This window comes from Syntrophales bacterium, from assembly GCA_030655775.1.
Taxonomy (GTDB): Bacteria; Desulfobacterota; Syntrophia; order Syntrophales; family JADFWA01; genus JAUSPI01.
In genome coordinates, this window is sequence record JAUSPI010000164.1 from 1 (window position 1) to 12275 (window position 12275).

The following is a 12275-nucleotide window of genomic DNA, read 5'->3' on the forward strand; positions in this document are numbered from 1 at the left end:
AAGCGAGTTTGACGCCTAATCCTAATTTCCATGTCCGATTATAAGGGAACGCCATTACCTATAATCGGACATGGAAACCAAGCTGTTTGTGCGGCCAACAAACCTGAGCAGAACCTGGCCAAAGAGCGTAAGCTCCAACAAAAAAGGATTCATCGAATTCGAAAAGCGTTGAACATATTATCCCAGAATCACTTGGTGGGAAAAAACACCTACTGGGCAAAGGCTTCGTATGTGATAAATGCAATAACTATTTTGCACGCGAGGTTGAAAAACCATTTTTAGAAGATGGAACGTTAAAACTATTACGGTTTAATGAAGGACTTGAGAATAAGAGAGGCAAAGTTCCTCCTGTCTCTGCGGTGATGAATGGGAAACATGGGGTCACCCTGTGGAAAGATACTGATAGTAAGTTCGCGGGTCATTTTGATGCACCTTTAGAAGCCATTGAAGCTATTACGAATTCAAATCGAGGTTATATAATATTTCCAGCATTCAATGACGATCTCCCGTTACCGAAAGACACAACATTATCTCGTTTTCTTGGGAAAATTGCTTTAGAAGCCTTTGTATTCCGATTAATTTCCTCTTCTACTTCTACGGAATTAGTGGAATCATTTGTCGACGATGATAGATTTGATCCGCTCAGAGACCATGTCCGGCGTGGTATGGATGTCAACTGGCCTTGTAGCGTAAGGAGAATATATGATGCAAATAAGTGTTGGGTAGACGAAAAAACACAAGAAATTTATCAAGTTATGAATGAATTTGATTTTCTGCTTACTAATGTATCTGAATGCTATTTTGTCGAGGAAAGAGATGAGCTTTTTGTTTAACGAGAACCGGAAATTCTACCTGAGATTATCTGAAAAAGCGAGGTTTCACAAAGACATTATCGAAAAAGTCCATCGTCTAATATTTATACTCGAATATATAAACAATAATGCTTTTTTAAGAGACAGGCTGGTATTAAAGGGTGGAACGGCTTTAAACTTAACTGTCACGGCAAAGCTCTAAAAGAAATTGAATAAATGAAAAGTTGTCACTAAATGTCATTGAATGTCACTATGCAAGTAGAGTATCATGTAAGGTGTAAAGGTATAGAAAAATCAAGAACACCACGTGCTGTAGTATGCGCCCACGGCTATATCGTTTCGATCCTGGGAAACGCAGCATTCTTGATGGCAAGGCCCTGGAACACTCCGGGGCTTTTTCTATACCTGAAAGGCTAGAGTAAAGGCATGCGGTATTAAGTCGGCTGGAGTTAATATTTTAAAAATTCTTCTTTGCATTATACAGAAAACCGTTGTATAATTTAAGTGAGGTTAATCTGGAAAGAGGTGATTGCTCGTGACCACGTCTTCTTTTACCAAAGATTTTAAAATTACAAAAAAAGAGACGGTTGACAGGCTTGAAAAAAGTGTTGGTACAATAAAACCCCTTAACATAAATAAAGACAACGTATTAAACGACATGAAAAGGAGTGAGGAGAAATTATTGGCTTTTCTTCGCTCCAAAGCTTAATTAAAGCAGCTGATATAGGTGCCGATTTATGGAGAGACGCGCGCTCTCTTTTTTATTGTGCACAGGATGATGATATTACAGACTTTCTTAGGAACAGGGCTGTGGAATACGAAAAGCGGGATAAAAGCCGCACTTTCATTTATTTTGATGAAAAACATCTAGAAGAAAGCGGGGATTTAAAAATTATAGGGTATTTTTCTCTGGCTTTAAAAACGATTAAAGTTTCTGTAATTGAAACCATGTCGAACAATCTTAAGAAAAGACTGGGGAACCTTTCCGACAAAGATAAGAATTTAATGGCGTATTTAATTGGACAAGTTGGCAGGGATTCTTCGTATGATAGTAATGTGATAGACGGGAGCAAGATGTTACAGGACTGCTACAAGCTCATAGCCAGTGCTAGAGATATTGTGGGAGGAAGAATCATTTTAGTAGAATGTAAACCTGTTGACAAACTATGTCAATTTTACGAAAACGAAAGGTATATAGATATCACGGAAGATGATGAGGGGTTAAAGCAATACATAAGATTTATGGATTAGCATATTTCTATACAATACTAAAAATTACTCACAAGTTATTGTTTTATTAACTTCAAAGCAACCACAGGCAACGAGCTTGTGGTTTTTTTTATGCCTCAAAGATAGGAGCGTAAAGAAAATGCTCTGTAAAAATTGTGTCTGGGGAACGTGGATTGCACCCAAAAAGGTGTACTGCCTGTTCCCCAGCAGTTTGAAGAAGGTGAAGCCAGATGCCCCGAAAACCGAAAAGCCCCTGCCGTCATCCCGGCTGCCCGGAGCTGACGGAGGATAGGTTTTGTAAACAGCACCAGCAGGAATACCGCCGGGAATATAACCGGGAGCAACGGCCGGAGTATTCCAGGAAGCTGTACCGCAGCAGCCGCTGGCGGAAATTGCGCAGACGGTTCCAGCAGGAAAACCCATTGTGTGAGGAGTGTAAAAAGGTAGGTAGGCTTATCGAGGCCACGGTGGTGGATCACATCATCCCACACAAGGGGGACGAGATGCTTTTCTGGGATATAGACAATCTCCAGGCCCTCTGCAAACCCTGTCACGATCGTAAGACTGCCGCGGAGGGACGCTGGGGTGAGAAGGGCAGAGTCTACCGCTACTGAACAACCGGGTATGGGGGCATCAATCTCTACAGCTTTTCACCCCCGATGCGGCGGCGGGGCTTCGCGCAGGAATTCGCAAAATTCAAGGGTGGGGGTATTATCTATTTTATACTCACATACCCAAAATGATATTGGCTGTTTTTGATAACTTGCTGTAAATCAGCACCTGTAGAGGTTACCTCAAAAAGGCTAGCTTTTAGTGTGGATTCAGTTCTTATGTTTTTTAGCTTAATCCAGATTCTAGCTGATTCACCGTGCCATATTGAAGGATAGTCATTGCTATCTAAAGGGGTTGGAAGTTTGTAGGATAAGATTTCCAAAACATCGGCGCTGTAGGCAATATCATTAGTACCGCCCGCTTTTTCACCAATGCTGAAGAGAAGTGTTACTTTACTACCTCGGTTAATTGCTTTGTTATAATCGTCAACTCTCTTTTGCGACATTCCGTAGTAAAGCGCTTGTGTGGAGAACCACGTATAGCCTCTTACTGCTTCATCAGAAATATAGGCTTGCATGGTTTCATGACCGTTATATTTGTTGCCGTTATTATCGTATGAAAAGCCTAATTGGATACGCTACGACCTAAGGGGACCAAAAACGGCGCCAACGCTACCCAAAAAGTATGCCAGAAATGTGGTATACTTTTTTAAGCATGCTACGGAATTAGGTAGCCGGATTTGGATGCCATCTAAAAACAGTAAGATCTGTCTTACACTGCAGTATTTTCAAATCATATCCTTAAAATAAAGGAACGAGCCTTTAACTGACCACGGACTAGGCATCCACGAGTGTCAATTAAAAGCTCATCCAACAACCAATATGATAGTATCATTAACGCTGGAAAAAATCAATATTCAAAACAATGATTATCGCTGCACTTTCAGCGCTGAAACGCTGGAAAAACTTTCGTCAGGCGGATTAAAGCGCAGACGAACAATTACCTACAAACTGTATATAAACAACCGCGAACTTCAACTTGAATGTCCGATGCTAAAACACCCCCAACATAAAAACATCGTACTATGGCCTGCCAGCAAACTTCCCTACCGAAAACACCCGGTATACGTCTATCTCTATGCAGTGGCTCTCTACCTTTCCAGCAATATGAGTATGCGCAGTGTGGCTGCAAAAGCAAGGAAACACTTTGGCCTCGCCAGCTTCAGCCATTCAACTCTATGCAGGACTTTGCAAAAGCTTAAAGAAATCATTCCAGAGCTCTTCCTAATAACTGAAAGTAATCCCTTAGAGGAAGCCCCGTCCTGCACACTCGTCTTAAGAAATAACTGGGACCTTGTCCGACAGGAGCAATACCGTCTACTCCTTTACATCCTCTCTCCCGTGCTGAACAAACCACAGACCATTAACTACAGCAGTCTCTTAAACTACCGCTATTACAATAGGACGGTGAAATTTTTGCTTTAAATCCACTAAATATTCAAAAACCCATATAGCCTTGCACCAACATCAGGGATAGGATTGATAATGGAGGTGATATGGGATGCAAACAATCAAATATCCCGTAAAAGAAGTAGACATAAGCGCAATACCCAAAAACCGGACGCTGTCCTTAAGCATAACCCAGACCCAAAAGGCGTTATGCGAACAAAGTATCAGACAGTATGGCCTTTTGACGCCCATTGTGCTCATGGAAAATCCGTCAGGCGAACTGTTTACCCTTGCAGGCGAAAACGAGCTGGAGATTTTAAAGGAGATGAAGGTTGCCAAGGCGGACGTATTTGTTACAAAGCTCCAAAACCGCAAAGACACCTGCAAGGTAATCCTACTTTTATCCTCATTGCAAAAAGGGCTTAACCCCCTCTCGGAAGGCCTGGTCCTGCGTGAACTGATGAAAAGCGGCGTCCATACCCAGCAGGAACTGGCGGCAAGCCTGCTGAAATCTAAATCATGGGTAAGCAAGCGCCTATCCCTGGCGGAGGAGCTCAGTGAAAACGTAGCGGAGATGGTATTAGCCAAACAGCTGTGTTCCGCCAGTGCCCAGGAGATAGCACGGCTCCCCCAAGCGCTGCAGCATCAATTTGCTATGGAAGTATACTCAAAAAGTCTCCCCAAATCCACGGTTGAACGGCTGGTAACAGCATATAACGGTAAAACCACACCAAAAGCATTGAAAAAGGCAATCATCAGCAATCCGGCCCTGGCCGCTGAGACTGTAAACCCGCTAAAACTTAAGCAGTGTACTAAGGCGAAAGAAGAGATTTCTTCCAGGTTTGACGCGTCGATACGACTGCTGCTCAGGCTGGTAGCTGAAACAGAGGCCTGTCTTTCCAGCATGACAAAAGAAGAGGTCAAGAAATACGAGCGTCTTTTACCCGTAGTCAACCGTTCAATGGGACGTTTTATCAAACTGGCGGAGTATCTGGTTTCCCCGGGGAAAGATAAGGGAGGTGTTGAAGGTGACCATTGATACTGACACCTACAAAATGATCCGCAGGCTGCATGCCGTCGAAGGACTCAGCCAAAGACATATTGCCAAAATGCTTAATGTAAGCAGAAAGACCATACGAAAATACTGCAGCGGCGCTGTCCTTCCCGGTATGCGCAAAGACTACCCGGCAGAAAAAAGTGCCGTACGCCAAGCGATCGAAAAGGAAATCATGAAGATCATCAACACCAACAAAGACGCCCCTTCCAAACAAAAGCTGAATGCAAAGATCATCTGGGGAATGCTCACTAAAGCAGGCTATGATGCTGGCGAATCCACTGTAAGAAAATATATACAACAACTGCGTATGGAGAAGCCGGAAATATTTGTGCCCCTTGACTTCGAACCCGGGGAAGCAATGGAGGTTGACTGGGGTGATGCCTTCATCTATCTGAACAATGTTAAGACCAGGATATCCATTTTTTGTGCAGTGCTGCCCTACAGCTATGGGATCTTCGCCGCAGTTTTTCCCGACAAAACAAACTCCAGCTTTTATACCGGACATGTGATGGCCTTTGAATATTTCGGTGGGGTACCTTTAAGCTGCCTCTACGACAATCTGAAAAGCGCTGTTTTAGCAGGTTCAGGTAAAGATGCAATTAAGCAGGAGCGTTTTAAAAAGCTGGAAGCCCATTATGCTTTTGAAGGAATCCTATGCAATAAAGCGGCCGGGTGGGATTATCCCGAAGATTTAGTTATCCCGAACTCTTCAGTTGCTACTGCGGTAAACGCACCACTAATGCATGTTCACAGCTTCCGCTGACAAAAAAACTTCGGGATAACTAAATCTAGCAATTGAAGTTCTGAAGCTGGCAATCCATAATTGTATCACCGGATGTTTAACCGGAATACAGATTATGGGAGGCCATTTAAATGCAAGAAAGAACCTTGATCGACTTGATTGCTAAGACAAAAGAAGCAATCAAACCCTTTCAACACAGTCCTTCAACATTGTGGCAGTACGACTATGGCTGGAGAGGGCTTTGCGATTATTTTGCAAAACACAGAACCATACACTTTTCCAAAGAATTAGCAAATCAATATGTCATGAAGAATCGCCAACAGTATGAAAGGGGAGCAATAGCGAAATGGAAATTTAAGCTCATTCGGAAAACCGTAGATATGCTGACGCAATACAATGAAAACGGTAATGTCAAATGGGTAAAAGTTCCTTCATGGGGTCAAGCCAGTTTAAAAACACCACTGTTTATCTGCGTCTTAAATGATTATGTTAATGAACTATCAAGCAAAGGATACGGACCTGGTACAATTGAACTGCGGAAATCTGTAGCTAAAAAATTCCTGAATTATCTTGAACAAGAAGGCTTACACGCTTTAGATAAGTTGAAACTTGAGACTGTCAGCCGGTTTGTCCCATACGCCTCGAAGGACTACCAGCCGACAAGTATGGGAACAGCCTTTTCAGCTCTTCGCTCATTTTTGTCTTTTGCTTCCGCTGCACAATTGACATTGACTGATTTAACCCGAGCCATTCCAAGCGGTTTTGGCAAAAAAACAAGCATTATCCCAATGATTAGCATGCAAGAAGAAGATCAACTGATTGCAGCCATTGACCGTAATACTGCGGTTGGCAAACGGGGCTATGCAATGTTGCTCCTTGCTCTGCGGCTCGGACTCAGGTCCGTTGATATCATCAATTTGAAATTGGAACATATCAAATGGCGAAAGAATACTATTGAAATTATCCAGCAGAAAACAGGACGCGCTCTAACAACCCCGCTTTTGGCGGACGTCGGGAATGCAATCGTCGATTACTTATTGCACGGCAGACCCGCATCACAGGAACCATATGTTTTTCTGCGCAGCCAGGCACCATACAAAAGAATGGCAGGGCATGCCAGCATGTATAAAATCATCAGCAATTATATGAAAAAGGCCGGAATCAGGCAAGCCGATAGCGAACGCAAAGGATCACATTGCTGCAGACATACGGTAGCTGCACGCTTGCTGGCGGCTGAAACACCGCTGCCAGTCATTTCAAGCATACTTGGACAAGCAAACAAAAACTCCGCCATGGTATATCTTTCAACTGACCTGGAACACCTTCGCGCCTGTGCCCTGGATCTGGCCGGAATAGAAGTTGCGAAGGGGGAACTGCAATGCTGAACAATGTTTTCTCAAGCAACTTCAAAAACAAAATTGAAGATTTTATCGAACAGAAGAACGCTTGCGGGTTCCCATATAATGACTCTCAACGCTCATTGAAAGAATTTGATCGGTTTTGCCGGGACCATTATCCACAGGATACTAAGTTGACACGAGAAATGGTCATGCACTGGGCCGAAAGGCGGCCACAAGAACATTTAAAAACGTTATCCAACAGGATTGTTCCCATACGCCAGTTGGCAAAATATTTGAACCGGATCGGTTGCGAGGCATATATCATCCCCCCGGGAATCCCTGGCAAAATGGTGCGCTACGTTCCTCATATCTTTACGAAACAGGAATTGCAAGTGTTTTTTGCAACTGCAGATCAATACTCATACAAAGCGGTTTCACCTGTGCGCCATCTTGTTGTACCTGTTATCTTCCGGGTATTGTATTGTTGCGGTCTGCGTTCTTCAGAAGCAACAGGATTAAAGGTCGTCGATGTTGATTTGCATACAGGCAGAATTTTAATCCGAAAAGCAAAAGGCAACAAGGACCGAACTGTCATGCTTTCTCAGGATGTTTTAAGTCTCTGCAGGATCTATCACGAAAAAATCAAACTTGTCTTTCCAGACCGGGTCTATTTTTTCCCAAATCACCGTGGGAACCAGTACGGCAACGGATTTTTGAATTCCACCTTTCATCAACTCTGGGATAAGGCAGGGATCAGCTGCATCAGTGGAAATCTACCTCGTGTACACGATTTTCGCCATGCTTTTGCTGTAAAGCGCCTGAATTTATGGGTTGAAGAGGGGAAAGATTTACAGGCCTACCTACCGTACCTGTCCATGTATCTGGGACATGCCGGTTTATCGGAAACTGACTATTACCTGCATCTGGTGCCCGAATTTTTTCCTGTAATGACGGCTAAAGCAGAGGAACAGTTTGCACATCTGATTCCGGAGCCTTACGATGAAGTATGACGATCGGTTTTTCAAATTTGTGCGTAACTTCCTCATGGTGTATTTACCCAAAAACAGATGTTGCAGTGAGAATACGATAAAATCCTACCGGGAAACAATCAATCTGCTGCGGGTTTACATTGAAGAAAAAAAGGGTATCCCTTTTGTAAAAGTTAAATTTGAACTGCTCGATCATACACTTATTGGCAGTTTTTTGGACTGGCTGCAAGGCGAACGACACTGCAGCGTCTCTACAAGAAACCACAGGCTGGCTGCGCTGAAATCATTTTTCAAATACGCTGCACAAGAAGACCCGTCACTGATGATGGCGTATATGGAGCTTAGTAAAATTCCAGTAAAAAAAGCACCTGGGCCCATTATTACCTATATGTCAGAGAAAGCACTGGCAACTTTGCTGAAGCAACCGCCTGAAAACACTCGATTAGGCATCCGGGACAGATTCTTTATGATATTCATGTATGATACGGGTGCTCGCATACAGGAGTTATTGGATCTTTGCCTTAAGGACCTGCATCTTAGTGATAGCATACCTTGTGTCTATCTTACGGGCAAAGGGCAAAAGATGCGTGCCGTTCCACTGCTGAAAAAAACCGTCAGACATCTGAACCTTTACATGAAGCACTTCCATCCGATAGAAACCCGTAGAAACGATTCTCTTTTGTTTTACACTGTCATTAGAGGAAAAGCTGGCAAGATGTCAGCGGACAACGTTGCAAGTTTTATGAAACGTTATGGCGTGTCTGCCAGAGTTGATTGCCTTGAAGTTCCTGAAAGGGTATTTCCTCACCTGCTCCGGCATACACGTGCAATGAATTTATATCAGATGGGAATGTCACTTTCTCACATCAAGGATTTTCTGGGACATACAAATGTGAGCACTACCGATATTTATGCTTCCGCCGATATATCCATGTTGAAAGCCGCGCTTGAGAAAGCATGTTCACGTGACGATTTTCCTAAGGAAGATCCTGTTTGGCAAGACAATGAGGAATTGCTGCTTCACCTGTGTGGATTAAAATGAATTGAAGATTTAGTTATCCCGAAGTTTTTTTGTCAGCGGAAGCTGTGAACATGCATTAGTGGTGCGTTTACCGCAGTAGCAACTGAAGAGTTCGGGATAACTAAATCTTCGGGATAATCCCACTTATCCCGAACTCGGGATAAGTGGGAGAAGGGGGCGGTAGAAAACCTGGTGGCCATCGTGCGCCAGATTGCCCTTACGCCCATGCCAAGGGTAAGCAGCTTCGCGGAATTACAGGAACAGGTAACCCATAAATGTGTGCATTACTGCCAAACACATAAAATTAAGGACCGGCCCAGAAGTATCAGGGAGATGTTGGATGAGGAGCGCAAACACCTCTTGCCCCTGCCGGCATACCCCCTTGACCCTGCGGAAGAACAAAAAGGGCTGGTTTATCACGACCTGACCGTCCGCTTAAATAATATCAAATATTCTGTGCCTCCCGAGTATGTAGGCCTCAGCGTAACACTGAAAATATCCCCTTTTAACGTGGATATCTATCATGAAGGAAAGCTGCTCTACCGTCACAACAAGGCGCGGCACCAATCGGATCATCAGTATATTCCTGAACATTACCTTGAAATCCTTGAACGCAAACCCCGGGCTATTAAAAACGCCGCACCCTTAAAAAAGGGGCTCCTACCACCTGAGCTCAAAGAGTTCATGCTGCTATGCAAACACCGGGACAAAAATTATCAGCTGGTTAATATTCTGCTACTTAGCAGAAGGATCGAGAATGATACCCTACTCTGGGCGGTCAAACAGGCCAATGCAACGGGCACACCCACCTATGATCTGGTCTGCTTTTACCTGGAGATTCAGGGTGAGGATTCAACACAGCTGACTGTTGACGACGGCGTTAAAGTCAAGGCGGTGGATTTTGAAAAGTATGATCAACTGCTGACAAGGAGGCATCAAACAGATGAAGAGTGATGATGACTCCGGTAATCAAATTGTTGCTTTAGCCAAAGCCTTAAAGCTTCCGGCTTTTGCCGACTACAAAGCATATGTTAAAGACAGCTCTTCAACGGAAGAAGTGCTGTACAACCTGCTCGCTGCGGAGCATTCTATCAAGGAACAGAATAAGTATAACTACAGAATAAAAAACGCGGCCTTCCCCATACCTAAGACCCTTGATACTTTTGTCTTCGATGAAAAACGCCTGCCTGAGCTAAAAAAAGAGACTGTTATGGAACTTGCCAGATGTGACTTCATTGAAAAAAGGCAAAATGTGGTAGCTGTGGGAAATTCTGGCACGGGCAAAAGTCACATTGTAACTGCGCTGGGCATGGAAGCTATCGCCAAGGGTTATACCGTGAAGTTTCGCAGAGCTTCAGAACTGGTCGCGCAAATGACTGAAGCTATGACTGAAAAGCATCTGAGCAAGTTCATTAAACAGGTGAATGCCTGTAATGTTCTTATCGTCGACGAGCTAGGCTACCTATCATTTGACACGGCAGGGGCCAGCTTGCTGTTCCAAATCTTTGCGGCAAGGTACGAAACCAAAAGTACCGTTGTAACATCAAATCTAGAATTTTCTAAATGGGTTACATTCCTCGGCAATGATGAACATATGACAGCAGCTCTGATCGGCAGATTAATCCATCACTCTATCATACTTAACATGAATGGCGAGGATTACAGACTGCAGAACAGAATAAATAAGTGATACTGCCTCGATATACCCATGGAAAAAAGGCCTTACTGCCAGGACTGTGAGCATGGCTGTGGATATGCCGTTCGTGTGGATTTGTGGATAACCATCCAGGGGCAAGGTTACCCACAAATCCACACTCACTTGGACAACACTGAAGTGTTGCCCACATATCCACAGCCACCGCTGCTACTATATCTTTTAATCTTAAAAGCATTAAAACAAAAGACCTAAGATCGCTTCTCTCAGACACTTTTTGCCGGCTATGCTGATAATCGCTTAAGTTAAACAGGTGTTAATATTATATGGTGATCGCTACAGACAGCATTAACTATCTTTAAACTATAGGTTTGTTTTGGTTATTCCAAAGCAAACCTTTCATGTTTATACGAAATATCGAACAGCTTGAAGGAGGAACAGAAACTAAAAAAACCAGGTAGCCATAAAAGTTTCTAATCGGAAACAACTAAACCCGGTCAATGCTAAGATGACGGATATGATCGCAATTCTGTAAACCCCATAGTATCGAGTTTCCAAGGTGGCCTACTTAACCTTAGCGCAAAAACCAAATTTACAATTACGCACCGGCCTCTTCAAAGCGTAGCGTAACCAGCCTAATTTCATAAAAATAAATAATTCATCATTGTTTAATGAATCAGTTGAGTCGCGATCCTGCAGCATTTGTTTTACCCCTTCCACATTAAGATATTTGCGCTTTAACTGTAAGTATAAATCTTCATCCTTGGCCAACATGTACATTTCTAACATATCGTTTAGAGCAGCGGTTTTTGTAAGCTGTTTGGCACTTACAAACTCAGGATGAGCCGAAAATTAAAAGTTAACCAGATGCCGGGGGATGTCCCGAAAAACATCCCCTGCATTCGCCTCCAGGGCCGCTGGTTGGAGAAACTGGGCTACCGGCCTGGACAGGCTATTGTGGTGCGGGAGGAAGAAGCCCGGCTGATTATTGAAAAGGCAAAAGAATAACAAGAAAAAGAATCTGTTAAAAAAATGTTTAAACCTTACATTCAACAACCTAAATTTTCCCAAATGCAATATTTGTAATGGCTGACGCTAATTCTTAAAAAAAAAGTAAAAAAAGTTGCTAAAACAGCGATAATTTCCATATTTTACCTGGTACTTTTGGTACGGTTCTAGTATGATAAACTCGGGAGGTGCTGTTATGTTTGTTTACACTTCCGGCCCGGCCGGATTCATCGCGGCGCTATACGACCAACTGGAGTTTGGTAAAATTATCGATGAGTTGCTCCCGTGGGACCCGGCACAATGCTTGCTTTCTCCGGGTGCCAGGATAAAGGCCATGGTCATCAATATTTTCTGCGGGCGCAGGCCACTTTACCGGGTGAATGAATTTTTTACAGGCATGGATACGGAAAACCTTTTCGGTA

Annotated in this window: 17 protein-coding genes; 15 read left to right on the top strand and 2 right to left on the bottom strand. The window is 43.5% G+C overall.

Going from position 1 to position 12275, the window contains the following annotated elements; all coding sequences use genetic code 11:
* Positions 1-362: 362 nt before the first annotated feature.
* From Q7J27_08915 to Q7J27_08935, 5 genes are all read left to right on the top strand, one after another.
* Positions 363-833 (top strand): hypothetical protein, encoded by a 471-nt coding sequence (locus Q7J27_08915; protein MDO9529267.1) that lies wholly within the window; start codon positions 363-365, stop codon positions 831-833.
* Positions 826-1014: a hypothetical protein gene (locus tag Q7J27_08920; GenBank protein MDO9529268.1), complete on the top strand. Its 189-nt coding sequence runs from the start codon at positions 826-828 to the stop codon at positions 1012-1014. The genes Q7J27_08915 and Q7J27_08920 overlap by 8 nt, the downstream gene beginning before the upstream one ends.
* Positions 1015-1064: 50 nt before the next feature.
* Positions 1065-1229: a hypothetical protein gene (locus Q7J27_08925; protein ID MDO9529269.1), complete on the top strand. Its 165-nt coding sequence runs from the start codon at positions 1065-1067 to the stop codon at positions 1227-1229.
* A 393-nt stretch (positions 1230-1622) separates the two neighbouring features.
* Positions 1623-2063: a hypothetical protein gene (locus tag Q7J27_08930; GenBank protein ID MDO9529270.1), complete on the top strand. Its 441-nt coding sequence runs from the start codon at positions 1623-1625 to the stop codon at positions 2061-2063.
* Between the two features lie 209 nt (positions 2064-2272).
* A complete protein-coding gene (locus Q7J27_08935) occupies positions 2273-2656 on the top strand; it encodes an HNH endonuclease signature motif containing protein (GenBank protein MDO9529271.1) in 384 nt (127 codons plus the stop codon).
* 101 nt (positions 2657-2757) lie between these two features.
* On the opposite strand, the gene Q7J27_08940 is transcribed toward Q7J27_08935, so the two are convergent.
* The gene (locus Q7J27_08940; protein MDO9529272.1) at positions 2758-3171 is read right to left on the bottom strand and encodes a hypothetical protein; all 414 of its coding nucleotides are present in this window, start codon (positions 3169-3171) and stop codon (positions 2758-2760) included.
* A gap of 304 nt (positions 3172-3475) precedes the next feature.
* Here Q7J27_08940 and Q7J27_08945 point away from each other — a divergent pair, with 304 nt between their 5' ends.
* The 8 genes from Q7J27_08945 to istB all read left to right on the top strand — a co-directional run bounded on the left by Q7J27_08945 (position 3476) and on the right by istB (position 10881).
* The gene (locus Q7J27_08945) at positions 3476-4078 is read left to right on the top strand and encodes a hypothetical protein (GenBank protein MDO9529273.1); all 603 of its coding nucleotides are present in this window, start codon (positions 3476-3478) and stop codon (positions 4076-4078) included.
* A gap of 76 nt (positions 4079-4154) precedes the next feature.
* A complete protein-coding gene (locus Q7J27_08950; GenBank protein MDO9529274.1) occupies positions 4155-5081 on the top strand; it encodes a ParB/RepB/Spo0J family partition protein in 927 nt (308 codons plus the stop codon).
* Positions 5071-5862: an IS21 family transposase gene (istA, locus tag Q7J27_08955; GenBank protein ID MDO9529275.1), complete on the top strand. Its 792-nt coding sequence runs from the start codon at positions 5071-5073 to the stop codon at positions 5860-5862. The genes Q7J27_08950 and istA overlap by 11 nt, the downstream gene beginning before the upstream one ends.
* A gap of 110 nt (positions 5863-5972) precedes the next feature.
* Positions 5973-7226 (top strand): site-specific integrase, encoded by a 1254-nt coding sequence (locus Q7J27_08960; protein ID MDO9529276.1) that lies wholly within the window; start codon positions 5973-5975, stop codon positions 7224-7226.
* The gene (locus Q7J27_08965) at positions 7220-8191 is read left to right on the top strand and encodes a tyrosine-type recombinase/integrase (protein MDO9529277.1); all 972 of its coding nucleotides are present in this window, start codon (positions 7220-7222) and stop codon (positions 8189-8191) included. Before Q7J27_08960 ends, Q7J27_08965 begins: the two co-directional genes overlap by 7 nt.
* Positions 8181-9212, top strand: coding sequence for a tyrosine-type recombinase/integrase (locus tag Q7J27_08970; GenBank protein MDO9529278.1), 1032 nt, complete (start codon positions 8181-8183; stop codon positions 9210-9212). Before Q7J27_08965 ends, Q7J27_08970 begins: the two co-directional genes overlap by 11 nt.
* 171 nt (positions 9213-9383) lie before the next feature.
* Positions 9384-10145 (top strand): hypothetical protein, encoded by a 762-nt coding sequence (locus Q7J27_08975; protein MDO9529279.1) that lies wholly within the window; start codon positions 9384-9386, stop codon positions 10143-10145.
* A complete protein-coding gene (istB, locus tag Q7J27_08980; GenBank protein MDO9529280.1) occupies positions 10135-10881 on the top strand; it encodes an IS21-like element helper ATPase IstB in 747 nt (248 codons plus the stop codon). Before Q7J27_08975 ends, istB begins: the two co-directional genes overlap by 11 nt.
* 528 nt (positions 10882-11409) lie before the next feature.
* Here istB and Q7J27_08985 read toward each other — a convergent pair.
* A complete protein-coding gene (locus Q7J27_08985; protein ID MDO9529281.1) occupies positions 11410-11634 on the bottom strand; it encodes a hypothetical protein in 225 nt (74 codons plus the stop codon).
* Positions 11635-11685: 51 nt separating this feature from the next.
* On the opposite strand from Q7J27_08985, the gene Q7J27_08990 reads away from it, so the two are divergent.
* Both Q7J27_08990 and Q7J27_08995 read left to right on the top strand, forming a co-directional pair.
* Positions 11686-11853 (top strand): SymE family type I addiction module toxin, encoded by a 168-nt coding sequence (locus tag Q7J27_08990; GenBank protein ID MDO9529282.1) that lies wholly within the window; start codon positions 11686-11688, stop codon positions 11851-11853.
* A gap of 196 nt (positions 11854-12049) precedes the next feature.
* On the top strand, positions 12050-12275 hold a 226-nt coding region (locus Q7J27_08995), incomplete at its 3' end, for a DUF4277 domain-containing protein (protein ID MDO9529283.1).